This is a genomic window from Paenibacillus sp. G2S3 (assembly GCF_030123105.1).
Lineage (GTDB): Bacteria > Bacillota > Bacilli > Paenibacillales > Paenibacillaceae > Paenibacillus_AQ.
On record NZ_CP126095.1, the window covers coordinates 2329049 to 2353718 of the forward strand.

The window sequence follows — 24670 nt, forward strand, 5'->3', positions numbered from 1 at the left end:
GTGGATCTCGTGACACATTAAAGCCTCCTAGCCTTGTAAATGAGTATGTAAGAAGAAACGGACACCGTCCTCCATTCGAGGTAGATGTCCGCTCTTAATTTAAAATATAAGAAAGTATAAGTTTTACACCATACTTTATGTCTTATATTTCTCGCATAATTGTCTTCCAAATTATTTTGGATTTCTAGGTGGAAGTGGACCCAGGTATTGATAATATTGACACTCAATACGTCCGTTATACAGCTTACGGCGCTTGTCCGCTTTACGGCCGTAATATTGTTCGAATTCCTTATAAGGACTAATCGCGAAGAATGACCAAGTCGGTAGATACAACATCATTTCACCAAATTGGCGAGTCAGCTTCTCAACCTCTTTATCATTACTGATCCGTTCACCATATGGCGGGTTGGTGATGATACAACCATATTCGCCTTGGGGTCTTGCTTTGGCGGCAGCCATCACGGTGAAGGTGATCTCTCCGGACAGACCGGCGCTTTTTGCAGCGGCTTCAGCAATTTCTATAGCAGCAGGATCGATATCCGTGCCGGTTAGCTGCAACGGATAATCATCTCGCACGGCATCAAAAGCTTCTTCGCGAGCTTCTTCCCATAGATGCTTAGGAATGACTGGCCAATGTTCCGAAGGGAAGGAGCGACGTAGTCCCGGTGCGATGTTCCAAGCGATCATAGCGGCTTCGATCAACAGTGTTCCCGAACCACAACAAGGATCATATAGGGGTCGGTGGCCATTCCAGCGGCTAAGTTGAATTAGCGCAGCAGCCATCGTTTCCTTCAGTGGCGCTTCTGTTGCCTGTCTGCGGTATCCACGTTTGTGAAGAGCAGGTCCAGTGGTGTCTAGTGTAATGAGCGCGATATCGTTTAACAAAATCACTTCGATCACATATCGCGGTCCATTCTCTGGAAACCAATCCGTATGATAGGAGAGCTTCAGCTTCTCGACGATAGCTTTTTTGACAATCCCTTGGGAAGCGGGTACACTCGTTAGTTGTGATTTATGGGATCGTCCTTCAACCGGAAATTCTCCATTCTCGGGAATCCAGTCTTCCCAAGGCAGTGCTTTAACACCCTCAAATAGCTCATCGAAGGTTTTGGCGGGGAATTGGCCCATTTTTACTAATACGCGGTCGGATGTACGCAGCCATAAATTACAGCGACAGATGTCGATATAATCACCGCTGAACAATACACGACCGTTCTCGACCGTGGTCTCATAACCCAGTTCGTTTAATTCGCGCGCTACTACAGCTTCTAATCCCATAGGGGCAGTAGCGATTAATTGTAATTTGCTCAAATACTCTCAACTCCGTTTAACTTGTAGATAAATACAAAAAACCAGTACAATAAGAAAAGCCAGTACCATAAGAAAAGCATCCATACAAGTATAGGGGAATGTGGGACACATCACAATGCCCAGCATTCCATAAACCATAAAATCTTGCCCGTCATCCCTTCATTCGAGAAAACGGGGATCATCAAAGGAGAATTTTTATGCTTACCCAAGAAGAATATAGTGAACAACTTTATACCGAGGATGAAATTCTGCTTCAAGTAAAAGAAGCTATCGTCCAAGCAGGTATGCCGGAGGTGTCTGTCGAGCCGGGGTACGGAAGACTGCTCACCATGCTTGTTAGACTGTCCCGCTCCAAGCATATTTTGGAGATTGGCGCACTTGGCGGCTACAGCGGGATTTGCTTATCTCGCGGTTTCGCTGAAGGTGGCACGCTGACTTCGCTAGAGCTGAGGGCCGATTATGCCGAGCTTGCTCGCCGTAATTTAGAGCTGGCCGGATTCGGGGATTCTACAGAGTATAGAATCGGTCCTGCTATGGACAGTCTGAAGGTACTGGAAGCAGAGGGTGCTAAATTCGATTTCTTTTTCATTGACGCAGATAAGATGAACTACCCTAATTACTTGGAGTATGCCATCAAGCTGGCTAACCCAGGAGCGATTATTGCTGGCGATAATATCTTTCTCCGCGGACGGACGCTAAATACAGATCGAAATGGACCTGCCATTTTGGCTGTACGGCATTTCAACGAAATGATCGCCACCGATGACCGTTTGATCAGCACTTGTCTACCAGCTTATGATGGACTGGCGCTGGCAATGGTGAAATAGCAGAAGATTAGCGAAATAGCCGTGGCGGAGTAGCTTTGTATAGCTTAACCCGGACCCATACGGTGTTTAACAGCAACAAGCTTCCGGAGATGATAAAGAGTCCCTCAATACCAATATAACCAGATAGAAAGCCGCCTATGATAGCTCCCAGCATATTGCCCAGTGACAATGTGCTGCCGTTGAAGCCGAATGCGCGGCTTTCTTTCCCGTCAGGGGTATAAGACCGGATAAGCGCATTTACGCTGGGCAATAGGCCGCCCATAAAAATCCCCATAAGAAAACGGACAATGATTAGCTGCCAAACGCTAGTAACGAATGCCTGCGGAATCAGGAACAGTGAAGCCCCGATTAACGCGTAGGTCAGAATGCGATGTGCACCGACTTTATCACTTAGCTTACCGAGTAAGGGGGAAGCCAGCATGTTGGATATCCCTGTAACTGCGCTGACCATTCCGGCTAAAAAGGCTATATTCGCAGCAGGCCCATTTAACTTTTCAACATAAAGTGGCAGCAAGGCCATGGGGCTGATCATTGCAAATTGCAGCAAAAAGGTTACACCAAACAGCGCCGGGAGCTGAGGGATTTTGATCAATTCCTTCAGGCCCTCCATTACTGAAACCTGTGGCTCTTGTGCGGCTTCAGCACGATCGAATTTCTCTTTAACGAGAAATAACGCCAGCAGTGAGGCGATAAAGAGCAAAGCGCCAACGACATAAAAGATCGGACGAAATCCGATTAAATCAGCAAGAAAACCACCAATAAGTGGTCCAAGAATGGTACCTGCAACAGAACCCGACTGCATCAGCCCCATCGAAAAACCCATACGTGCTTTCGGAGTAGTACCCGAAACGAGTGCGATGGAAGCGGGATTGAAGCCGGAGATTGTACCGTTTAGCAGTCGCAGTAAGAGCAGCTGCATAGGGGATTGTGCGAAGCCCATCAATACCATAACGATAGCCATGCCAAAGCTGGAGCGCAGGAGCATGATTTTACGTCCATATTTGTCAGCAAGTTTCCCCCATAGTGGCTGGAAAATGAAAGAAGTTAAAAAGTTTGCGGCAAAAATAAGGCCCGCCCAAATTCCAATTTCATGCTCACCCTGAACGCCAAGATCCTTAGCAAGATACAAGGTCAGGAACGGTGTAATCATCGTCATTCCGGCATTTACCAAGAATTGTCCGAACCAAAGCACTAAGAGGTTGACCTTCCATGTCTCCCATTTCTTCAAAGTGCTTTCACTTCCTTTCAAAGAATTTCAGAAAATACATGATTCACAGAAAAATAGACATTTTATCAGTATATCATTTTTTTAGCTTCAAAAGTGCAATACATGTCATAGTAATGTCATAGGATTGTCATTCCAAGATCTTCGATTTGCTTGTTACAACCTTTTAAAAAGGGCATAATAGTAAGTATGTCGATCAAGCATAAACGCCATCGACGTCCTTATTAGGACGGTAAGCGTTTATTTTTTAAAAAATCTTATAAAATATAATGGAGATCTTATCATGACCTACAACGACACTTTTATCCGCGCCTGCAGAAAGCAGGATACGGAGCACGTTCCCGTATGGTACATGCGGCAGGCCGGCCGTTATGATCCCGAGTACCGTAAAATCAAGGAAAAGTACTCATTGCTTGAAATCTGCAAACAGCCTGAGTTGGCGGCTGAAGTAACCTTGATGCCTGTGCGCAAGCTAGGTGTGGACGCGGCCATTTTGTATTCAGACATTATGAATCCGGTCGCTTCTATTGGTGTGAAATTTGATATCGTCAAAGATATTGGCCCTGTGATCGAGAATCCGATTCGCTCTGCAGCAGATGTCGAGAGACTGAAGCCCATTGATGTTGAAGGCGATCTCGGACATATTTTGGAGACGATTGCCATTCTGGATAAGGAGCTGGACGTGCCCTTGATTACTTTCGCAGGCGCACCGTTTACAATTGCCAGCTATCTGATCGAAGGCAGACCTTCCAAAGGATATATTCGTACTAAAGAGCTAATGTACAGTGAACCCCGTGTATGGGAAATGTTGATGGACAAGCTCGGCGATATGATTATCGCTTACCTCCGCAGCCATGTACGCAGTGGTGGAAAAGCGTTTCAATTGTTCGACAGCTGGGTCGGTGCTCTTGCGCCACGTGATTTTGAGAAATATGTGTTGCCGACGGTTTCTCGTATTTTTTCCGAATTATCTGATCTTGATGTACCGAAAATATATTTTCCTGGCGTAAGCTCTGGAGAATTACTACCTAGCCTTACGAAGCTTCAAGCGGATGTGATCGGGGTCGACTGGCGTGTAAGCTTGACTGAAGGTCGACGGAGAACGGGCGGAAAATTTGCGATTCAAGGAAACTTGGATCCATATTTACTTACAGCGCCGATGGACGTCTTGAAAGAGCACGCGAAAGATTTGATTGATGAAGGAATAAAGGAGCCTGGATATATTTTCAATTTGGGTCATGGCTTATTCCCAGAGGCTTCCTTAGAGAAGCTTAGAGAATTAACGGAATATATTCACGATTATTCACAGGAAGTATTGAAAGAATCAGCAAAACTGCGTTCTTAAAGGCAACCTATTAAATCTTAAAGGGGATGGAATCCGTGACAGCAAAAATAGGTGTTCTCGTCATGTCGTATGGCACTCCTAAAAGCTTAGAAGACGTTGAAGCATACTACACACATATTCGGCGAGGGAATCCGCCGACAGCGGAGCAACTTAAAGAATTAACAGATCGCTATGAAGCGATCGTCGGGGGCGTATTCCCTCTGCGGGAGAACACAGACCGTCAAGTAGCAGCATTACAGGCAGCACTAAACGCGGATAAAGCTGGGGCAGATGTTGAATTTGTCTGCTATCAGGGGTTGAAGCATGCATACCCGTTTATTGAGGACGGCGTGGAGGCGATGGCGAAGGACGGCATTACCCAAGCGGTTGGTGTTGTGCTTGCCCCTCACTATTCAAGCATGAGCGTGGGTGGCTACATCAAACGTGCTCAGGAAAAGGCTGATGCATGTAAGATCGACATGGGATTTGTGGAGAGCTATCATATGCACCCAGTATTAATTGATGTTCTAAGCCGGAGAGTAACGGCGAAACTGGATCAATATATCGAAGCAGGCGCTACTCGCGATGAGATACGGGTATTATTTAGCGCTCATAGTCTCCCGGAGCGTATTCTAGCTATGGGGGATCCGTATAAAGATCAACTATTGGAGACCTCAAAGGCTATTGCGGATCAAGCGGGGATAACCAATTGGCAGTTTACGTGGCAAAGTGCAGGACGGACCGCGGAACCATGGCTTGGGCCGGATATTCTGGATACACTTCAGCAGCTTAGCAAGGAACAGGTAGAGTATGTTCTAGTGGCACCAATCGGGTTCGTATCCGATCATTTAGAAGTGCTGTACGACCTTGATATCGAGGCGACAGCCGTAGCTTCAGAGCTGGATATGCGTCTTATGCGGATTGAATCATTGAACAGCGATCCTGCGTACATGTCCGTATTAAGCGATGTTGTTCGTACAAGACTGAATCAAATGTCGGCCGGCCAGTCATGACTGGTCCCTCTAGGCGAATTGTAATCATAGGCGGTGGGCTGAGTGGACTCAGCGCCGCCTTTTACATTCGTAAGTTTTACAAAGAAGCTGGCATGAGGCCTGATATTGTACTGCTAGAGAAAAATAAGACTCTTGGTGGGAAGATCGAAACATTGCATCGGGATGGATTTGTGATTGAGAAAGGCCCGGATTCTTTTTTAGCTAGCAAAACAGAGATGATTGAACTGGCTAAGGAATTAGAGCTAGATCACGAGCTGGTGAACACAAATCCAAAGGCAGAGAAGACCTATATACTGCAGCGGGACAAGCTTCATCTTATGCCTTCCGGTCTTGTGCTTGGAATTCCTACTGAACTAAAGCCATTTCTATCAAGTGCTCTGGTTTCATTCGGTGGCAAAACACGCGCGCTGATGGACTTAATCTTACCTTCTAAGCGGAGTAATGAAGATGAATCCCTTGGACAGCTGATTGAGCGTCGTTTAGGTACTGAAGTGATGGAGAATTTGACCGAGCCGCTATTAGCCGGAATGTATGCTGGAGATATACGAAAAGTCAGCCTACAGGCTACCTTTCCGCAATTTGGAGAAGTAGAGCGGCAGTATGGTGGTCTTATTCGTGGAATCATCAAAGAGCGAAAGTCGACCAAGGCAAATACGAGCACAAAGAGCAGCACTTTTCTGACCTTTCGAAAAGGACTACAAAGTCTCGTGCATGGCTTGATTCATGAACTACATGATGTAGAACAACGAACTGAGGCTGCTGTGGTCTCTATACATGCTATAGAAACTAATGCTCCTCATTATGAGCTAGAACTGGAAAGTGGCGAACGGCTGCTTGCGGATGAAATATATATCACCACACCAAATTCTTTTGCTGCCGAACTGTTGCGTCCACATGTGGATGTCTCAGCACTCGATGCGGTAAATTATGTTTCGGTTGCGAACTTAGTCATGGCCTTCAACAAGAAGGATATCCAAATTGATGAGGATGGAGCAGGTTTTCTTGTGCCACGTAAGGAAGGACGCAATATTACTGCCTGCACATGGACATCTACGAAGTGGCCGCATACGAGTCCTGATGATAAAGTGCTTATGCGCTGTCATGTAGGTCGTTCAGGAGATGAGCAGAATGTTCAGCTTCCGGATGAGGCACTTACGGAGCTAGTGAGTAAGGATTTGCGAGAGATTATGGGGATTACAGCGAAACCCATATTCACGGAAATTACGCGTTCGGAACATTCGATACCGCAGTATCCTGTAGGACATCTTGACAACCTTTCTAAATTTCATAGGGAGCTTGAGACAACACTTCCTGGGATATATGTCTTTGGAGCTGGATATGATGGAGTGGCAATGCCCGATTGTGTTAAGCAGGCTAAGCTTACAGCACAAAGCGCTGCTAAGCGCATATCGAATTAAATGTACATGTACGATCAATCTAGAATTATCAATTGAACGGTGAAGCGAAGATTATTTTGCTTCACCGTTTCTTTTTAAATATTAGATTATACTATCTTAATGGACTCTCGTATTTGGAGGGACAGGTGCTAGGTATGCTATAATAGAACCAATTTGAGAGTAGAGGAGATCATAGAATCAATGTATCCGCCGCGATCGCGTTCTAGACAGAAGAACAAACATAAGAGCAAGCGTAAGCGCAGAACGGCCTGGATGTGGATCAATGCAGGTCTTCTTCTGATGATTATTGTGGCGCTCAGCTATAGTTTTATGGATGACAAATTCAAGGGGAGTTCTGAGCCGCCTCCGGTGGCGCAAGTCACAGCTTCTCCTACACCGGAAATTACTGCTCAGGAGACAGCGCCTACAGTGACTGTAACGCCTGAAGCCACGGAGTCTCCCGTGCCTTCTCCTACGGCAACCCCTAAGGCTACACCTACACCAGAGCCAGAGAAGGAAGAGATTGTTGAAACACAAGCGCCTGAAGCAACTGAGCCCCCTTCGTCAGATGAAGGTAGCTCCCAAGTCGCAGATGGTGGTTCTGTGTCTGGACTTCCATCGGATGATCAGGCTGCTGGCAATACAGTGACCTTGAATTTTGGTGGAGATGTTATTTTTTCGGGGAAAGCCGGGGAATTGCTTGAAAAGAAAGGCTACGACTATTCGTATGCTGCGCTCGATGGAATGTTCAAAAAGGATGACCTTACGGTCGTGAATCTGGAGACCCCTGTGACCACGGGTGGGGTTGGCGCCGCTAATAAACAATATGTATTCAAAGGCTCACCGAAAGCGTTAGATGCTCTTAAGGCAGCCGGAGTGGATGCAGTAAATATGGCGAACAATCATACGCTGGATCAAGGGGAGGAAGGTCTGCGAGACACGCTTAGTCATCTCTCGGAAAGAGGCATTCCTTATGTTGGTGCTGGACTCAACAGTAAAGAAGCATTCTCGGCGCAATATTTTGAGCGTAAAGGGATTAAGATCGCCTTGCTGGGGTTCACACGCGTGATTCCTGCATCGGATTGGATGGCGGGAAAGAACAAACCAGGGCTTGCTTCAGTATATGACAGTAGAGAAGGACTTAAAGCGATCGCTGCAGCCAAACAGAAAGCCGATTTAGTAGTCGTAGTTGTCCATTGGGGCAAGGAACGGGTAGAGCAGTTCGATAATATCCAGCAGACCCTTGGACGTAGCTTTGTCGATGCGGGAGCTGATCTTGTCATTGGTGGTCACCCACATGTATTGCAAGGTGTGGAGCCATACAAAGGCAAGTGGATCGCCTACAGCACTGGTAATTTTATTTTTACGAGATCAACGGTACCTGCCACTTGGGAAACTGCTGTTTTTCAGGCGGAATGTAGTAAAAAAGGTCAATGCTCATTACAGCTGAAGCCTATGACTGCTGAGCTAGCTCAGCCCGTGCCAATGAACCAGGTGAACGGACAGCTTTTGCTGAAAAAAGTAGAGTCTTTATCTGCTGGTCGAGTTAAGATCGACAGTGACGGAAAAGTCACTCAAGTTACAAAATAGGGTTCCTGGGAGGTCCTTATGATGAACAATTTATGTGTTGCCCATCGGGGATTTTCCGGTAAAGCTCCGGAGAATACATTAGCAGCAATCCGGATGGCCATTGCCATGCCATTTGTGCACTGGATGGAATTGGATGTCCAGCTCTCCAAGGACGGTGTTCCTGTTGTTATTCATGACTTTACGCTGGACCGTACAACCAATGGTCATGGTAAGGTGAAAAACATGGATTGGGAGCATCTCCGTCGTCTCGACGCGGGTAGCTGGAAAGGGCGTTCTTTTCGGGGAGAGCGGGTGCCTTCATTGGAAGAGGTGCTCACATTAGCCTCCGGTAGACTGCATCTGAATATTGAACTAAAAACAGTGGGCGATATGTATCCTGACATCGAGAAGAAGGTGACAGATCTTATTTCCTCTAAAGGCATGCGGGACGACGTGATTTTGACCTCTTTTGACACAAATGTGTTGAAAAAAATCAAGGCAATCGACCCCCACTTTCGCACAGGCTTAATTTTTGATTCAAGGTTTGGTAATCCTGCTCGAAGGCTGCATGAACTGGAGTGTTCTCTTTTATCGATCAGCTTTTCACGTCTGAATCCCAGATTGGCTAAGCTTTTGACGGCGCAAGGTGTGAAGATTATGGCTTGGACTGTGAACAAAGGGAAAGAGATGCGTCGCTTAGCAGATATGCATTCTGATATAATGATTTGTACAAACCGTCCGGATATTTGGGGCGATACATTTCTAAAAGTATAAACAATCCAATTCGATGGGAAAGAGAGCTGATTGTCTGTGTGCGCTGCTGTTAATAATTTGTATTGTGTTGGACGGAACTACAAGCTACATGCGGAGGAATTAGGAAATAATATTCCCGTGGAGCCACTCATTTTTTTGAAGCCCTCACATGCGGCGGTTTCCCTCGATAAAGCAGTCATTCAGCTTCCAAAGGATTCAGGTCAGGTTCATTATGAAGGAGAACTTGTGCTACGTATCGCGCGTGATTATGTACCGGGTATGAGTGTGGAGGATCTGGTGGATGTTATGGCTCTGGGACTGGATTTCACACTGCGTGATGTGCATAATGATCTGCAGAAGAAAGGGCTACCTTGGACGCCAGCTAAAGGCTTTAAGAACGCTGCTCCACTTACACCTTACATCGCCTTTCCTGACAAGGAAGAGCTGGAGGGAACAGATTTTACAGTATTGAAAAATGGTGTGGAAGTTCAGCGAGGTAATGTCAAAAACATGATTTTTTCGCTCCAAAAAATTGTCGATTTTATCGCTGCGCGTTACGGGCTGGGTAAAGACGATGTGATATTCACGGGAACACCAGCAGGCGTAGGTCCTACCGTATCAGGAGATTCGTTTGAATTATACTGGGGTGACAAGCTGATGGGAACTTGCCTGATCGGCTAAAAACATCTGTTGGAGATGAATCTATGCTATGGATTATTGGCGCTCTTGGCGCTTTGTTAGTTGCGGGAGCGGCTTATAGGAAACAATCCTTAAGCCTGTCCGGTATGCTTGCCGCGGTAGCGATGGGGACCATTTATTTTGGTGCTGGAAATGCCTTTTGGTTTGGAATATTGTTGATTTTTTTCATCTCATCAAGCCTGCTGTCTAAGCTTCATCATGACAATAAGGCTGAGCTTGAGCTGACTTATGCCAAGACAGGTCGCCGAGATGCTGGGCAGGTCTTTGCTAATGGTGGGCTCGGGATGGTTTTTGTTCTACTGAATGCGATTGTTCCGATGGAACTTTGGGGATTTTTATTTATCGGCGTTATGGCAACGGTAACCTCTGATACATGGGCTACGGAGATTGGTACACTCAGCAAGAAGCCACCACGGTCGGTCCTGACAGGGAAAATACTTCCGGCAGGTGCCTCGGGTGGCGTATCCAGCCTTGGTACGCTGGCGGCCGCCGCAGGAGGCGCACTTATTGGTGCAGCTTCATGGCTGCTGCGGATGATATCCGGCATGCCGGATCAATCCTTCATGCTGCTTACATTGGCTGGACTCGCTGGAGGACTTGCAGGTGCGTTCACGGATTCTATTCTAGGGGCAACCGTGCAGCAGATGAATCGCTGCACGGTATGCGGACGCGAAGTGGAAAGTACACATCACTGCGGTAAAAAGGTTGAATACGCACGTGGCTGGAAGTGGATGACCAATGATGCAGTTAATGCTATCAGCTCTATCGTTGGAGGGGCCATTGCCTTACTGTGTGGGATGATGATTTAAAGGAGGAACCGATGAGCAGCACGTCCAATCATAAACATACTGCTATTCTGGATGCCGCATACGAGCTCTTCGGTTCAGGTGGATTTTACGAAACGAAGATGTCGGAAATTGCGGAGCAGGCAGGGATTGCTAAGGGCACCGTTTATTTATACTTCAAGAGTAAGGAAGAATTGTTCATGGCGGTAACTCGCCGGGATTGTGAGGGATTCCTCCAGCAATTGCAGGAAAGGCTGAAGGCTAGTGATACTTTAGCGGGTAAGCTGTCCATCATCGCCAAACATCATCTTTACTATTATTTTGAGCGTAAGCGACACACGAAGCTCTTTTTCCGCGCACCTAACAATAACCCAGAGCTTGTGGCGTATATGACGCTTTTTATGGAAGAATATATGCAAGCAGTGGTGAAGGTATTGCTGGAGGGCGGAGCGTCCGAGCCAGAGCTCATGGCGCAGTCCTACATAGGGATGTTGGATCGACTGAAGATGGATATTTTGTTCGATCCGTCTTTTAAGGAAGAGGACGCGTATAAACGCGCTGGTTTCGCTGCTGGTCTTTTTATTAAAGGGGCTATGGATTACTTGAATTTAGGTCAGGATGATAGACCGGTGGAATAGCAGTCCTATGCTGCGACCGGTTTTATGAAAATATAAGGCAAGCGAGGAAATAGCATGAATATTATGACCGTGGAACATCTTTCCAAGAGTTATGGAGAGAAAGTACTCTTTAGTGATGCTTCATTTGGTATGGACGATCGGGACAAAATTGGCTTGATCGGTGTAAATGGAACGGGTAAATCTACATTTTTACGTATTATTGCCGGTCTGGATACCCCGGATGGCGGGCAAATTGCGATCGGAAATAATGTACGAGTGCAGTACTTGGCACAGAACCCTCCTTATGAGCCAACAAACACGGTACTGCAACAGGTTTTCGCCGGAGATGATCCAGATCTTGCTACCATGCGTGAATATATGGAGATCATGTCTCGTCTTGAAAAAGACCCAGGCAATGCAGAACTTGAAGGCAAGCTGGTGCGGATTGGGCAGGCTATCGATGCAGCAGGTACTTGGCATTTGGAGAGTGAAGCTAAGAGCGTGCTAACTAAGCTAGGCATAGTGAAGTTCGATGCGCTGATGGATACGCTGTCTGGTGGTCAACGAAAACGTGTAGCACTTGCGGCTGCCTTAATTACGCCATCTGAGCTTCTTATTCTGGATGAGCCTACGAACCATATTGATACGGACTCCGTGGCTTGGTTAGAGCAATATTTACAGAAACGGCGCGGCGCCCTCTTAATGGTAACGCATGATCGTTACTTCCTGGAGCGTGTCGCAAGTGTAATGCTGGAGCTGGACGGAGGGCAGTTATACCGTTATGAAGCCAACTATTCCCGTTTTCTAGAGCTAAAAGCCGACCGCGAAGAGCGTGAAGCCTCTGCGGAGCAAAAGCGTAAGAACCTGCTTCGTACGGAGCTTGCTTGGATTCGTCGTGGAGCTAAAGCTCGATCAACAAAACAAAAGGCGAGAATCGACCGTTTTGAGAAGCTGAAAGAAAGTACAGGAAGCAGTTCGAACGGTTCGCTGGATATTTCGGTGGCATCCACACGTTTGGGTCGTAAAATCATTGAAATCAATGAACTGTCGAAATCGCTGGATGGTCGTCAGTTGATTAAAGATCTAACTTACATTGCTGTACCACAAGATCGTGTAGGTATCGTAGGTCCTAATGGTAGCGGTAAATCAACACTTCTGAATCTGATTGCAGGTAAGCTGCAGCCGGATAAGGGAGAGGTTCAGCTCGGCGCGACGGTTAAGTTGGGGTACTTTACGCAAGAACATCAGGATATGGATGACAGCATGCGAGCCATTGAATATGTGAAGGAAGAAGCGGAAATCATACGTACGGCTGATGGTAGTGTCATTACGGCAGGCCAAATGCTCGAACGGTTCTTGTTCCCTCCTGCCATGCAGTGGACGCCGATCTCCAAACTGTCAGGTGGCGAAAAAAGACGCCTATATCTACTTCGTGTATTGATGGGAGCACCAAACGTATTGCTGTTGGATGAGCCTACGAACGACTTGGATATCGGCACGTTGGCTGTGTTAGAAGACTATCTGGATGAATTCCCGGGCGTCGTCTTTACAGTATCCCATGACCGTTATTTCCTGGATCGTACTATAGATAAGCTGATCGCTTTTGAAAATGGTGATATCCGGATTCATGTTGGCGATTATACGGAATATGAAGAATGGCTGGCCAAAAATGTTTCCTCACGCAATGCAGAATCTAACAAAGATGACGGAAGTGCAAAGCGTAAAGAGACAACAGATACGGATAGTAACACTGCGGGGGCATCAGCACCCAAGACTAAACTCAAATTCAGCTTTAAGGAACAGCGTGAATATGAGGGAATTGACGAGCAGATCGAGCTTGCAGAGCAGCGCTTGACGGATATTAGTGTGGAGATGGAAGCAGCGTTTGCTGACTCAGGCAGGCTCCAAGAGTTAGTGGAAGAACAGCGTCTTGCTGAAGCCGAGCTGGAGCGTCTAATGGAGCGCTGGACCTATCTGAATGAGCTTGCAGAGAAAATCGCTGGTAAAGCATAAACAATTTGTCCTTAAATGACAATAAGGAGGGCTCAGTTTGGAAAATCAACTCATGGCAGCTGTAGCCCTGCGAAACGAAGGTAAAGCTGAAGAAGCCAGAGTGATGCTGTTAGAGCTATATGAGCAGAATGGTAATAACGTAGAACTTCTGTATCAATTAGCATGGACACATGATGTGCTTGGTCGGGAGCGTGAGGCAGTACCCTTTTATGAGAAAAGCTTAGCTCTAGGCTTACCTTCGGAGCAGAGAGTCGGCGCTCTATTGGGACTGGGCAGCACCTACCGAACACTCGGAGAATATGAGAGCTCCAAAGCAATACTGGAGCAGGCCGTTTTCGAGTATCCAGAAAATAAGGAATTTCCAGTATTTCTAGCGATGACTATGCATAATCTTGGAGATCATAGTTTGGCTATGGGGATGTTGCTTAAATTGCTGGCTGAAACCTCAGCGGATGAAGGGATAAGAAGCTACAGTAAGGCCATTTCATATTACTCAGATAAGCTTGAGCAAGTCTGGGATTGAATCTGCGGACAGAAGCCACTACTCGGACACAGTTGACCTTAAATACAGGATTATCCCCAGTTTGTTATGCTATCGGACTCCATAGTCGCTATTTGCGAATAACTTCATCTGAGTCCGAAGCATTAGCGATATTATGACGAGCTTACTGCTAATAAATAAAAAAACAGAGTAGAGTTCTCCGGTTATTGGAGAATTCCTACTCTGTTTTTAATTGCAGTGGGCTGCCTCAGCATTACTTTATTTCGTTCCGTCCACGGCTATCATTTGCACCACAGCACGAGAGTCACCGGGTAAGATGATTTCATCAGCATTCATCTGAGAGGAGCCATCTCCATCTAGAAAGATACCTTCGAGACCTTCAGCAGGAACGGTCTGTAGGAGGGCTGAGCGGAACTCTGCCGCCGTCGAGGGCGTTGGCGTAACAATCAGCCACAGCTTGCCATTATCGTCATACAGCATGCCTGAGCGCATTCGTTTCTCATCCGCATAAGGAAGATGTTCTTTCTCTATCACATCTTCCCAGATATCCTCATTCTGCAGATTCATACTAATGCCACCTTGCGCAAAATAATGCTGGCGATCCGTAACGTTTAATTCTTCTCCTGAAGAGACAACTTGCACGGAGAAGCTGCGACTGGCACCATCCCAGATCAGGGTTCCGCGCGCATATTTAGCGTTAAACCAGCCTGAGCCATATGCTTTTTTAGCACCGTTAGTGGGGATGTCATTCATGATAGCAATGGAGAGAAGTGCATCTTCATAGAAGAAGCCTCCATTAATCCCATAAGCAATCACTTGCTGAAGGGGGGCACCTGCGGCTCTGAGTTTAATATCTTCTGGCGAAAGCGACATCATATAGAGTTGTACATTTTCTGGACTCACGGTCTCAAAATAAGTGTAAGCGTGTGGAAGACCGTCAAAGGGATCTTCGTTGTGACTTTTGGATAACAGGAACATCGAGATCGCTGATGCTGCTATCAGGAGCAGCAGAAGTGAAACGATTAGCCATTGTCTACGTCTCCAGAGCTGCTTTATCTTGCTGGTGTTAGACTCAGTTAGTACCCACATAAGCAGCGAGAAGCTTAGCAGTGTTTACTACAGCTTGCTTATGTGTGCGTTCCATGGAGTGGGAAGCGTGTACGCCTGGGCCGATCAGTGCGGCACGAATATTGTTGCCGCCTCGAAGGGCAGCGGAAGCATCGGAGCCGTACATAGGATAGATATCAACGGCATAAGGAATTGTGAGTGCTTCGGCCAGCTCAATCAAACGGCCAGTCATAACATAATCGTAAGGGCCGGAAGAATCTTTTGCACAGATGGACACATCGGTTTCTTTACAGCTAAGATCGTCGCCCATGGCGCCCATATCGACTGCTATCATTTCATTAATCTCGCCAGGAATCCAAGCTGTGCCATGTCCTACTTCCTCGTAGTTGGAGATGAGGAAAGAAAGGTTGTGGAGCGGTTTCCAGCCCTCACGCTTCATACTTTCCAGCAGGCCAAGAAGGGCAGCAACGCTTGCTTTGTCATCCAGATGTCGGGATTTAATATACCCGCTAGGTGTAATCACCGCACGTGCATCGAAGGAAATGAAATCACCAACGGAGATGCCGAGCTTAAGTACATCTTCTTTGTTAGATACTAGCTCGTCAATCCGTACTTCCATGTTCTCCTCAGAACGCTTGAAATCACGAGCATCTGGATATACGTGAACGGATGGATGGCTGGTTAAGATGGTTCCAGTATAGGTTCTGCCGCTGCGGGTATGGATCACACAGTATTCATTCTCGATGCTGTGCATAGTGAAGCCACCAACAGAGGTCAGTCGCAGTGTGCCATCAGATTTTATAGAGCGAACCATGCCTCCAAGTGTATCCACGTGAGCGCTGATGCCGATTGTGCGTGAAGGATCTAGGCCCGGAACGGTCAGAATTACGCCGCCTTTTTCATTCCAGCTTAACGGTACGTTCAGCGCAGCTGCTTCTTCGGCAACTAGAGTCATTACCTGTGCTGTGAAGCCGCTAGGACTCGGTGTATCAAGCAATTTTTTAAGGATTGAGAGTATGTAATCTTCGTTTGGATGAATAGTAATCATTAGTTAAGTCCTCCTGTTAGGCCATCATTGTCTGTGTTAAAAGAATCTAAAGAAGTGTCGGCATCACGAAGTTTGGTTAGCTCAGCATTTAAACTTTTAATTTGTTTTTGTAGTTTGTACTGGCGAAAAATACCATAAGAACCCACGATGATTCCACCAATTAACGCGCAGCCCAGAATAACTAGGATCAGCGGTATATTAACTACATCAAAACCAAAATTGACTTGAACGGGATCTACGTTGATGACTGCAAATATGGCTGTTAGCAGCGCGAAGATTAGACCTGCAATTAAAGACCATTGAATTCTCATTGAATTCTTCCTCCTCAAGGGATATAACAGTATAAAATCCCTTGCCCAGATAGGGCAAGGGATTAATGCAATACTAAGCTCTCTGCCTTATTTGGTCAACTGTTCCATTTGAGCGATAACATCTTCGAATACACTCATCGCTTCGCGAATCGGCTCAGGAGAAGACATGTCAACGCCAGCTTTAGACAGAATATTAATAGAGTAGTCACTGCCGCCACTCTTCAGGAAGCCGAGGTAACGATCCACCGCCGGTTTGCCTTCTTCAAGGATTTGTTTGGCAAAGCTAGTCGCCGCTGAGAAGCCGGTTGCGTATTTGTAAACATAGAAGCTGTTATAAAAATGCGGAATCCGTGCCCATTCCATTTCGATATCCTGATCTACAACCATATCTTTACCGTAGTATTTAACATTCAGGTCGTAGTAGATGCTCGAAAGATCTTGCGGAGTAAGCGATTCGCCCTCTTCCACACGCTGATGAATGATTTTCTCAAATTCTGCGAACATCGTTTGCCGGAATATCGTAGTACGGAACTGATCTGCATAGTAGGTGAGCAGATACATTTTTTCCTTAGGATCTGTAGACTTTTTGAGTAAATAATCCATAAGAAGTGCCTCGTTAGTAGTAGAAGCAACCTCTGCTAGGAAAATCGTATATTGCGCATCCCGATAATTAAGAGCGTTATCCGAAAAATACGAGTGTAATGCATGGCCCATCTCATGTGCCAGTGTAAACATACTGTTAAGATTATCATTATGGTTCAACAGTACGAACGGATGCGTGCCATATGGCCCCCAGCTGTAAGCCCCGGACCGTTTGTTCTCGTTCTCATACACATCGATCCATCCGTTGTCGTAGCCTTTTTGCAGCACATTCAGATAATCTTCACCGAGCGGTTTGAGACCCTCTTTAGTGATTTTCTTGGCTTCTTCATAGGTGATATCTAATTTATACTCATCAACAAGTGGTGCAAACAGATCATACATATGTAACTCATCGACACCCAGCAGCTTCTGACGCAGTTTCATATAACGGTGCATCAATGGAAGGCTTTCGTGAATCGTATCAATCAAGTTGGTGTAAACCTCTTTAGGAATGTTATCACCATACAGTGACATTTCCATTACAGAAGGATATTTGCGAATACGTGAGTAAAACACATTTTTATTCACATTGGCGCTAAGCGTTGCTGCGATAGTATTTTTCTGCTTCCGGTAGGTATCGTAGACTGCCTTAAAAGCATTTCGGCGAACCTCACGGTCGTTACTTTCGAGAAACTTGATGTAGTTGCCATGAGTGAGCTCAACTTCTTTGCCATCTTCATCTTTAATCTTAGGGAATTTCAGATCCGCATTGTTCAGCATACTGAAAATATTCTGAGGCGCTTGAGCTAAATTTCCTACCTGAGCTAGCAATGCTTCTTCAGTTTTAGAAAGCACATGGGCTTTTTCGCGTTTCATTTCAGTTAAGGTGAATTTATAAGCGGATAGATTCGGATCAGCGATGAACTGGTCCAACTTCTCGACAGGCAACGCCAGAATTTCTGGGGTTACAAAAGATAAGGCTTCACCTGCTTCAATACCAAGCTTTTTCGCTTTGGAGGACAAAGCTTGATAGTCAGGATTAGCTGTGTCTTCATCTTGACGCATATGTGCATACACATAGAGTCGTTCAGTTAGGATGGACAGCTTGTCATCCAGCTCAAAACATTTTTTTAGAGCATCCGCGGAATCTAGTGTGCCCTGAAAATCAGCAGCTTTTTTGATTAGGGATTTAGACTCAGCAAATTCTGCATCCCAATCCTTCTGAGAAGCAAACACATCTTCAAGCTTCCAACGATTCTCAGCAGGTACTTCGCTTCTCTTCAATAATTGTTCCATAGAAACCCTCCTAGAATGATGAGATGTAGTAGGCATAATCTCCCTCGGCAATACTGTAGATGATAAATCACCCGGTAGCAAGCTGAGCACAAGTAGAAGAGGGATGGACTTTGATAAAATAGGCATAACGTCCTCCTCTTGAAAAGTAGAGTCAGCTTATTATGCCCTGTTAAGTCCTGATTATTAATATTTACTTGTATGGTAGTTATGCCAATAAGCTATAAATAACAAAGATGAAGGCAAACAGAATCATAATGACTGCAGTTAAGGCCATGCCCCGCTTAAACTGCGGCGGGACACGATCCTTGGTCATAATTAGAACTGCGCCTAGACATAAGACTAGGACAACATAAATCGCGATATTTTCTGTATTCATATTCTGTTATACCTGTTTGAAAGCTGCGATAATATTTTTGTACTCTTCTTCATTATCTTTATAAGATTCTTTGTTGAATCGGTTGTTCACCCACTGCATCATAGCTGGACGACTAAGAAAAGTATGTGTTTCTTCTCCCCATTGATCGGAGATTTCGCGAAGTACGATATAACGTCCTTGAACTTCTACCGTCATCATATTCCATTTGTCTGTTTTGTATATTTCATGTTTTTTGATCATTATCATTACCACCCTGGCGATTTTTGGCTTTTGGCTCAATGATAACGCACTGGTCAAGGGAAAAGCAAATTAAATCACATATTTAAAGGTCCAGAAAGATTGATTTGAGCAGAATGTTGCAGTATAATATAGTTATACGCCATATATGGCGGTTATTTTTAGGAGGTTGTTTAAGTGAAAGGTACAGTAAAATGGTTTAACGCAGAAAAAGGTTATGGTTTTCTTCAAGTAGAAGGCGGCGAAGATGTATTCGTACACTTCTCAGCAATTCAAGGTGACGGATTCAAAACTTTGGACGAAGGTCAAGAAGTAGAATTCGATATCACTGATGGTAATCGTGGACCGCAAGCTGAAAACGTAGTAAAATTATAAGTAACGGCAAAGACAGTTAAGCTGTCTGCTATAAATATATAATTTACTTGGCAAGCCCTTGCAAGAGTGGTTACCAACTATAGAACACAGTTCTTTCGGGAACTGTGTTTTTTTACGTCTAATAGGCGTTCACCTGGATAAAAAAAGGTCTCCGCATTCCCAAGTGAAGGGATAGCAAAGACCTTTTCTATATTATAGTGAAGCTTTTTTGTTCTTATTCTTGAAATAGCGTATTGAATCTCGATATGTATCCAATAAATGCTGTCCTAAAAAGCCTACAAAAGCAAGAAGGCTGAAGCCAACCGCTACCATATAAAAGATGAAGCGTCCAGCTTCCTGATAGATCATTCCACCAAATGTACCACTTAGCAGTCCAGCTGCACTTGACCAAACAACCGTGTAGATTGCAAGACCGGTTGCTCTGAGACGATCAGGAATAATCCGAGTGATATAACGGACACATGTTACAAAAAAGACGCCAAATGTCAGGCTATGCAAGGCTTGAATCGCGATTATAGAGCCTGGATGATCGGCGAGCGCCATTAGTAGAAAACGAAGGGCATACATGAGACTGGCTAAAACTAATAAGGGCAGTTCTTTAAATTTGTCGCCGTATTTGCCGAGTATAAATAATACAGGGATTTCACTTAGTGCTGAGGCAAGCAATGCCCAGCCGATCACTTCCTCACCAGCACCCAGGTTCTTTAAACTGATGGTGAGAAAAGCTTCGTTCATTCTATGGCCCAGTGCGAGTACAAAGACACATCCGAAGAACCACAGCACTTCTTTTCGCAAAAGGATATCTTTAAGCCCATGCTCTTTCTTGTCTGGTTTGGTAGTAACAGCTTTCTGATTGGGGAGCTCTAGCTCTGGAATAGGCTTTTTGACATCCTTTAGGCCAATTGTAATTAGAAGTGCGATTATAATGATAATAATACATAAGGTAAGACTCCAAGTAGCACCTAAAGCTCTAAGCGCATAACCGACTGTTAGAGCAAAGAAAGAATAGCCTAATGAGCCAAATACACGAATGGTAATGAAATTCCGTCGGTGACGTTCTGCGATTTTAATGGCCATTGTATCAGCAAGCGGAAAAACAGGGTAATAGAAGAAGTAGAAAAAGGACAAAATAAGCATTACGGAAGAAAATTCGGTCGCTCTAGCTAATAGAAGTCCGGTCACTAATTGCCCCGCGAGCAAAATAAACATGATTTTTCGAATGGTACCTAGCTTATCGCTCATCATACTCCAGAAGAGATTGGATAGGATGGAAATGAGGGGACCGAGGGAATACAAGTAACCCACCTGAGAACTGCTAAACCCCAGATGTGTGTAAAATAAAGGAAAATAGGATACTACAAGAACGCTAGTGCCATAAATCGTAAATAGAAAGGAACGAAGCCAATTCTGATCACTGTAAGGGCTTCCGGTCCGTTTTGAAAACATGAAAGTGCACTCCTCTGAGATTGAAATATGGCTAGTATAGCATAAAGCAATGGAGGGTTATGTGTTTTATTCTTGAATTGCGTTATTTCTGAATCTTTCATAATTTTACGAAAGTGATTTTGTTGTTTGTACAAATACGTCTGATCATATTATAATAAGTGGTGATTTGGATAAGGAGACAACAATGTGGAGGCACTATCATTGAGTGAATTAGAGCAAGGCCGTTACCTTAGCCCGCGTGGCCCTATTGGGCTTATGAACAGGGTCTATAAGTACGTGCTGCCTGAAGTGAGAGAAAGTCTGCACTTCTGGCGCCAAGATGCGAATGGGATTCCCGATCCCGAGCTCCGGAAGCAAGCACTTGCCAGCATTGAAACAAAGGAGTTTCATTGCATAGGTGGAGGTATTTATGCCGCCGGCAATTTATCGATGAGACATATACTTATTCCGCTTATTGTTGCTTATCAAACTATCAGTGATTATCTAGATAACTTATGTGATCGCAGCACTTCGCTTGATCCTGCAGATTTCAGGCTGCTGCATCAATCTATGCTGGATGCCATTGATCCAAACGCTGAACCTGTCAACTATTATGCGCTTCGCGATGAACAGAATGACGGCGGGTACTTGTATAGGCTAGTTCGAAAATGCCAGGAGATGATCTCTTTGCTGCCAGGTTATTCCGCTGCTGCAGCGGAGATTCGTGACTTGGCTGTGCTGTATACAGATTTGCAGGTATATAAGCATATCCGCCCGGAACTCAGGGAAACAGCCCTGAAGGAATGGTGGGAGCAGCAGGGTAGCCGTGCTCCGCATCTGCACTGGAACGAGTTTGCGGCTGCGACGGGCTCTACTTTAGGCGTATTCATGCTTTTTCTATCCGCATGTGATCCGAAGCTAAGTAAGTCTTCTTCGGAATCGATTCGAGCTGCATACTTTCCACATGTGTGTGGATTGCACATTATGCTGGATTATTTGATTGATCAGGAAGAGGACCGAGCAGGCGGCGATCTTAATTTCTGCAATTATTATGACGACACGGATACCATGTTAAGTCGGATCGCTTCCATGGTTGAGTGGGCCCGTAAGGATGTACGTGAACTTCCGGAATCATCTATGCATCGTATGGTGATTGAGGGATTGCTGGCACTTTATTTATCTGATCCGAAAGTTAGCGAACAGCGGGAAGTTCGCACTGTGTCTAAAAGCCTGATGAGAGGAAGTCCGCTTACAAGGCTGTTCTTCTTCGCTAATAGCCGCTGGATACGCAATCGTTTTTTGTAACAATGCTGCGAAGCTTCACCTATACAACGGATGGGGCATTGCACAACTTTAAGGAGGAACAACAGAATGTCAAAAATCAAAAAAATTGCAGTACTGACTAGTGGTGGAGATTCACAAGGTATGAACGCCGCTGTTCGTGCGGTTGTAAGAAGTGCACTTTATTACGGTATTGAAGTTTTTGGTGTGCAACGTGGATATCAAGGACTTTTGAATCGCGACATCTTCCCAATGGATCTACGTAGTGTCGGCGACATTATCCAACGCGGGGGCACAATTCTGCAGTCAGCAAGATGTCTGGAGTTCACTAAGCCAGAAGGCCAACAAAAGGGCGCAGATATCCTTAATGAAATGGGCATCGATGGCCTAGTTGTTATAGGTGGAGATGGTTCTTATAAAGGTGCTAATAAACTAAGTAAACTGGGTATTAAGACGATGGCTCTGCCGGGAACTATTGATAATGATATTTCCTATACGGACTACACCATTGGATTTGATACAGCGGTTGGTGTCGTTGTAGATGCCATTAACAAGCTGCGTGACACAATGTCCTCCCATGAACGCTCTTCAATTGTAGAAGTTATGGGTCGTCACTGTGGAGATATCGCACTGCATGCAGGTCTGGCTTCTGGAGCAGAAACAATTCTTGTACCAGAAATGCCATATGACTTGAATGAAGTTGCGGATCGGATGCGCGACAACTTTGTCAGAGGTAAACGTCACAGTATCGTCATCGTTGCTGAAGGTGTAGGTAAAGGCGAAGACGTGGCCCAAGCCCTGAAAGACCGTCATGCTTCTTTGGATGCACGTGTTACTGTGCTTGGACATATTCAGCGTGGAGGAACACCAACCCCTGGAGACCGGAACCTAGCTAGCCGTCTTGGTGATTTTGCCGTTCGTAAATTAATTGAAGGTGAGTCTGATAAAGGTTGCGGAATCATCAAGGGAGAACTGACCCTTACAGATATCGATCTAGTAGTGAATACAAAGAAGGATTTTGATGTGGAGTTGTACGAGCTTGCATCCCGTCTTTCTCAATAATTAGCTACACAAAAAAAGGAACAGCTGCGAATTTCGCACTGTTCCTTTTTTTTGTTTGTTTTTGATTATTAATGGAGTACTTGAGTGTCTGTATATTGTGTAGCATAACGGCGTTGAACTTTTACAAGTCGAGTCAAGAGCAGTGTGGCACCAATGGCAAGGCCGGTGATCAGGCCAATCCAATAACCATATGCCCCTAGATCCGTGTAAGTAGCAATTACATAGCCGGTAGGAAGCCCTATAACCCAATAAGCAATAAAACAAATAATGAAGGCTGGGTTAACATCCTTATATCCACGAAGCGCCCCTTGTGTAGGTGTGGCAATCGCATCGGAGATCTGGAAAAAGATCGCGTAGATTAAGAAATGCTGGATTAATGAAATGACATCAGGCTCATCAGTGTATAAACCAGCTACAAGGTGGCCAGCAAATAAGAGTAGGAGTGCTGTTGCCAGAGAGAGAATAGTCGCTAGTCCAATTCCCATAGTGGCATATTGACGGGCATCCTTTTGTCTACCAGATCCAGTCTCGAAGCCGACAAGAATAGTAAGGCTCATACAGATACTGAGCGGAATCATATATAACGTAGTTGCAAAATTAATGGCAGCTTGATGAGCTGCAATCGTTACGGTGTCGAACCGACTCATCAACAAGGTTACAGCAGAAAAGACTGCAGTTTCAAAAAAAATCGAGAAGCCAATAGGTACACCGATCTTCAGTAGGTCTTTGAAGCTTTTTAGTGATATAAAGTAGAATTTTCGGAAGATTCTAAGGCTTGCAAAGGGTTCAGCTCGATAAATGAACAGCAGGGCAACGGAAAAGATTACCCAGTAGGTGATGGCGGATGCCACCCCAGCGCCAACACCACCAAGTCGAGGAAATCCGAATTTCCCGAAGATCAGCAAGTAGTTCAAGCCAACATTCACGGGTAGGGCTATTAATGTAATCAACATGGATACGCGCGTTTGCCCAAGAGCATCTATACAACTACGAAGAACCGTATATCCAAACAGCGGGATAATTCCGAAGGAGATCGCACTAAGGAAACGAAATGCAACATCTCTTACAGTCGGCTCCAAATTCATAAAATTAAGGATAGGTGACAAGGCGAGGCTGCCGATTAGTAAGACAATTACAGAGACGATCAGTGATAACCAGATTCCCTGCGTGACTTGATAGGCTACATCCTTTTCTTTTTTGCTTCCAATGAGCTGAGAGACGATGGGGGTAATTCCCATAAGAATACCACTTAAGCCCGTTTGAATGGGAATCCAGAGACTGGTTCCTATCGCCACGCCTGCCAGATCGGCTGTTCCAAATTTACCTGACATGTTTGTATCAAAGAAGGTTATCGCCGATAAAGCAATTTGTGTAACTAGAATTGGAAATAAAATATGAAAAAATTGTCCTGCTTTTTGTTTTAAAGTGGTGGTTTGTATCATAGTTCTTTGCCTCATTCTTTATTGGTTTTAAATGATCATAGTAAAAGTTCCTTTTTTCTCCATTAAAAAACCCGGCAGACGCCGGGCCTTTATGGTGTATTATACCTGATTTCAATTATAAATAATAAGGGC

Annotated in this window: 24 protein-coding genes; 14 read left to right on the forward strand and 10 right to left on the reverse strand. The window is 45.2% G+C overall.

Annotated features, from left to right (window positions below; translation table 11 throughout):
• Positions 1-171: 171 nt before the first annotated feature.
• Entirely contained in the window at positions 172-1311 is a 1140-nt protein-coding gene (locus QNH28_RS09920) for a THUMP domain-containing class I SAM-dependent RNA methyltransferase (protein ID WP_042186795.1), read from the reverse strand.
• A 197-nt stretch (positions 1312-1508) separates the two neighbouring features.
• Here QNH28_RS09920 and QNH28_RS09925 point away from each other — a divergent pair, with 197 nt between their 5' ends.
• A complete protein-coding gene (locus QNH28_RS09925; RefSeq protein WP_283911212.1) occupies positions 1509-2138 on the forward strand; it encodes an O-methyltransferase in 630 nt (209 codons plus the stop codon).
• Positions 2139-2145: 7 nt separating this feature from the next.
• Here the strand turns inward: QNH28_RS09925 and QNH28_RS09930 are convergent, their stop codons facing one another.
• A complete protein-coding gene (locus tag QNH28_RS09930) occupies positions 2146-3366 on the reverse strand; it encodes an MFS transporter (RefSeq protein ID WP_283911213.1) in 1221 nt (406 codons plus the stop codon).
• Between the two features lie 280 nt (positions 3367-3646).
• On the opposite strand from QNH28_RS09930, the gene hemE reads away from it, so the two are divergent.
• The 10 genes from hemE to QNH28_RS09980 all read left to right on the forward strand — a co-directional run bounded on the left by hemE (position 3647) and on the right by QNH28_RS09980 (position 14056).
• Positions 3647-4708, forward strand: coding sequence for a uroporphyrinogen decarboxylase (hemE, locus tag QNH28_RS09935; protein WP_283911214.1), 1062 nt, complete (start codon positions 3647-3649; stop codon positions 4706-4708).
• Positions 4709-4743: 35 nt separating this feature from the next.
• Positions 4744-5700: a ferrochelatase gene (gene hemH / locus QNH28_RS09940; RefSeq protein WP_283911215.1), complete on the forward strand. Its 957-nt coding sequence runs from the start codon at positions 4744-4746 to the stop codon at positions 5698-5700.
• Complete coding sequence (gene hemG, locus QNH28_RS09945) at positions 5697-7118, forward strand: protoporphyrinogen oxidase (RefSeq protein WP_283911216.1); 1422 nt, start codon at positions 5697-5699, stop codon at positions 7116-7118. The genes hemH and hemG overlap by 4 nt, the downstream gene beginning before the upstream one ends.
• A 180-nt stretch (positions 7119-7298) precedes the next feature.
• Positions 7299-8687 carry a CapA family protein gene (locus tag QNH28_RS09950; protein WP_283911217.1) on the forward strand — a complete coding sequence of 463 codons (1389 nt, stop codon included), beginning with the start codon at positions 7299-7301 and terminating at the stop codon, positions 8685-8687.
• A 21-nt stretch (positions 8688-8708) separates the two neighbouring features.
• Entirely contained in the window at positions 8709-9440 is a 732-nt protein-coding gene (locus QNH28_RS09955) for a glycerophosphodiester phosphodiesterase (protein ID WP_481858384.1), read from the forward strand.
• A gap of 36 nt (positions 9441-9476) precedes the next feature.
• Positions 9477-10100 carry a fumarylacetoacetate hydrolase family protein gene (locus tag QNH28_RS09960; RefSeq protein ID WP_042126285.1) on the forward strand — a complete coding sequence of 208 codons (624 nt, stop codon included), beginning with the start codon at positions 9477-9479 and terminating at the stop codon, positions 10098-10100.
• 23 nt (positions 10101-10123) lie between these two features.
• Positions 10124-10927: a DUF92 domain-containing protein gene (locus QNH28_RS09965; RefSeq protein ID WP_283911219.1), complete on the forward strand. Its 804-nt coding sequence runs from the start codon at positions 10124-10126 to the stop codon at positions 10925-10927.
• An 11-nt stretch (positions 10928-10938) separates the two neighbouring features.
• A complete protein-coding gene (locus QNH28_RS09970; RefSeq protein WP_283911220.1) occupies positions 10939-11541 on the forward strand; it encodes a TetR/AcrR family transcriptional regulator in 603 nt (200 codons plus the stop codon).
• 54 nt (positions 11542-11595) lie between these two features.
• A complete protein-coding gene (locus tag QNH28_RS09975; RefSeq protein ID WP_283911221.1) occupies positions 11596-13533 on the forward strand; it encodes an ABC-F family ATP-binding cassette domain-containing protein in 1938 nt (645 codons plus the stop codon).
• Between the two features lie 52 nt (positions 13534-13585).
• On the forward strand, positions 13586-14056 hold the full coding sequence (locus tag QNH28_RS09980) for a tetratricopeptide repeat protein (protein ID WP_283912107.1): 471 nt from the start codon (positions 13586-13588) through the stop codon (positions 14054-14056).
• Between the two features lie 237 nt (positions 14057-14293).
• On the opposite strand, the gene QNH28_RS09985 is transcribed toward QNH28_RS09980, so the two are convergent.
• From QNH28_RS09985 to QNH28_RS10010, 6 genes are all read right to left on the reverse strand, one after another.
• A complete protein-coding gene (locus QNH28_RS09985) occupies positions 14294-15124 on the reverse strand; it encodes a hypothetical protein (RefSeq protein ID WP_283911222.1) in 831 nt (276 codons plus the stop codon).
• On the reverse strand, positions 15108-16148 hold the full coding sequence (locus QNH28_RS09990; protein WP_283912108.1) for a M42 family metallopeptidase: 1041 nt from the start codon (positions 16146-16148) through the stop codon (positions 15108-15110). Before QNH28_RS09990 ends, QNH28_RS09985 begins: the two co-directional genes overlap by 17 nt.
• Positions 16149-16150: 2 nt before the next feature.
• Positions 16151-16462, reverse strand: a complete 312-nt coding sequence (locus QNH28_RS09995) for a LapA family protein (protein WP_042186819.1) — start codon at positions 16460-16462, stop codon at positions 16151-16153.
• Between the two features lie 87 nt (positions 16463-16549).
• On the reverse strand, positions 16550-18340 hold the full coding sequence (pepF, locus tag QNH28_RS10000; RefSeq protein ID WP_283911223.1) for an oligoendopeptidase F: 1791 nt from the start codon (positions 18338-18340) through the stop codon (positions 16550-16552).
• A 205-nt stretch (positions 18341-18545) separates the two neighbouring features.
• Complete coding sequence (locus QNH28_RS10005) at positions 18546-18716, reverse strand: hypothetical protein (protein WP_167348490.1); 171 nt, start codon at positions 18714-18716, stop codon at positions 18546-18548.
• Positions 18717-18722: 6 nt separating this feature from the next.
• The gene (locus QNH28_RS10010) at positions 18723-18956 is read right to left on the reverse strand and encodes a hypothetical protein (RefSeq protein WP_036689271.1); all 234 of its coding nucleotides are present in this window, start codon (positions 18954-18956) and stop codon (positions 18723-18725) included.
• 174 nt (positions 18957-19130) lie between these two features.
• Between QNH28_RS10010 and QNH28_RS10015 the strand changes: the two genes are divergently transcribed.
• Positions 19131-19328: a cold shock domain-containing protein gene (locus QNH28_RS10015; protein WP_283911224.1), complete on the forward strand. Its 198-nt coding sequence runs from the start codon at positions 19131-19133 to the stop codon at positions 19326-19328.
• Positions 19329-19520: 192 nt separating this feature from the next.
• Here the strand turns inward: QNH28_RS10015 and QNH28_RS10020 are convergent, their stop codons facing one another.
• Positions 19521-20774: an MFS transporter gene (locus QNH28_RS10020; RefSeq protein WP_283911225.1), complete on the reverse strand. Its 1254-nt coding sequence runs from the start codon at positions 20772-20774 to the stop codon at positions 19521-19523.
• 201 nt (positions 20775-20975) lie between these two features.
• Here QNH28_RS10020 and QNH28_RS10025 point away from each other — a divergent pair, with 201 nt between their 5' ends.
• Together QNH28_RS10025 and pfkA are read left to right on the forward strand one after the other, a co-directional pair.
• On the forward strand, positions 20976-22058 hold the full coding sequence (locus QNH28_RS10025; protein ID WP_283911226.1) for a tetraprenyl-beta-curcumene synthase family protein: 1083 nt from the start codon (positions 20976-20978) through the stop codon (positions 22056-22058).
• Between the two features lie 66 nt (positions 22059-22124).
• The gene (gene pfkA, locus QNH28_RS10030; RefSeq protein WP_042126307.1) at positions 22125-23096 is read left to right on the forward strand and encodes a 6-phosphofructokinase; all 972 of its coding nucleotides are present in this window, start codon (positions 22125-22127) and stop codon (positions 23094-23096) included.
• Positions 23097-23164: 68 nt separating this feature from the next.
• On the opposite strand, the gene QNH28_RS10035 is transcribed toward pfkA, so the two are convergent.
• Positions 23165-24538 (reverse strand): MATE family efflux transporter, encoded by a 1374-nt coding sequence (locus tag QNH28_RS10035; protein ID WP_283911227.1) that lies wholly within the window; start codon positions 24536-24538, stop codon positions 23165-23167.
• Positions 24539-24670: the final 132 nt, after the last annotated feature.

Excerpts from the sequence above, each read along its gene's own strand:
- QNH28_RS09925 (WP_283911212.1), top strand. The coding sequence starts at position 1,509 with ATGCTTACCCAAGAAGAATATAGTGAACAACTTTATACCGAGGATGAA.
- hemE (WP_283911214.1), top strand. The coding sequence starts at position 3,647 with ATGACCTACAACGACACTTTTATCCGCGCCTGCAGAAAGCAGGATACG.
- hemG (WP_283911216.1), top strand. The coding sequence starts at position 5,697 with ATGACTGGTCCCTCTAGGCGAATTGTAATCATAGGCGGTGGGCTGAGT.
- QNH28_RS09950 (WP_283911217.1), top strand. The coding sequence starts at position 7,299 with ATGTATCCGCCGCGATCGCGTTCTAGACAGAAGAACAAACATAAGAGC.
- QNH28_RS09955 (WP_481858384.1), top strand. The coding sequence starts at position 8,709 with ATGAACAATTTATGTGTTGCCCATCGGGGATTTTCCGGTAAAGCTCCG.
- QNH28_RS09965 (WP_283911219.1), top strand. The coding sequence starts at position 10,124 with ATGCTATGGATTATTGGCGCTCTTGGCGCTTTGTTAGTTGCGGGAGCG.
- QNH28_RS09970 (WP_283911220.1), top strand. The coding sequence starts at position 10,939 with ATGAGCAGCACGTCCAATCATAAACATACTGCTATTCTGGATGCCGCA.
- QNH28_RS09975 (WP_283911221.1), top strand. The coding sequence starts at position 11,596 with ATGAATATTATGACCGTGGAACATCTTTCCAAGAGTTATGGAGAGAAA.
- QNH28_RS09980 (WP_283912107.1), top strand. The coding sequence starts at position 13,586 with ATGGCAGCTGTAGCCCTGCGAAACGAAGGTAAAGCTGAAGAAGCCAGA.
- QNH28_RS09985 (WP_283911222.1), bottom strand. The coding sequence starts at position 15,124 with ATGTGGGTACTAACTGAGTCTAACACCAGCAAGATAAAGCAGCTCTGG.
- QNH28_RS09995 (WP_042186819.1), bottom strand. The coding sequence starts at position 16,462 with ATGAGAATTCAATGGTCTTTAATTGCAGGTCTAATCTTCGCGCTGCTA.
- pepF (WP_283911223.1), bottom strand. The coding sequence starts at position 18,340 with ATGGAACAATTATTGAAGAGAAGCGAAGTACCTGCTGAGAATCGTTGG.
- QNH28_RS10005 (WP_167348490.1), bottom strand. The coding sequence starts at position 18,716 with ATGAATACAGAAAATATCGCGATTTATGTTGTCCTAGTCTTATGTCTA.
- QNH28_RS10010 (WP_036689271.1), bottom strand. The coding sequence starts at position 18,956 with ATGATCAAAAAACATGAAATATACAAAACAGACAAATGGAATATGATG.
- QNH28_RS10020 (WP_283911225.1), bottom strand. The coding sequence starts at position 20,774 with ATGTTTTCAAAACGGACCGGAAGCCCTTACAGTGATCAGAATTGGCTT.
- pfkA (WP_042126307.1), top strand. The coding sequence starts at position 22,125 with ATGTCAAAAATCAAAAAAATTGCAGTACTGACTAGTGGTGGAGATTCA.
- QNH28_RS10035 (WP_283911227.1), bottom strand. The coding sequence starts at position 24,538 with ATGATACAAACCACCACTTTAAAACAAAAAGCAGGACAATTTTTTCAT.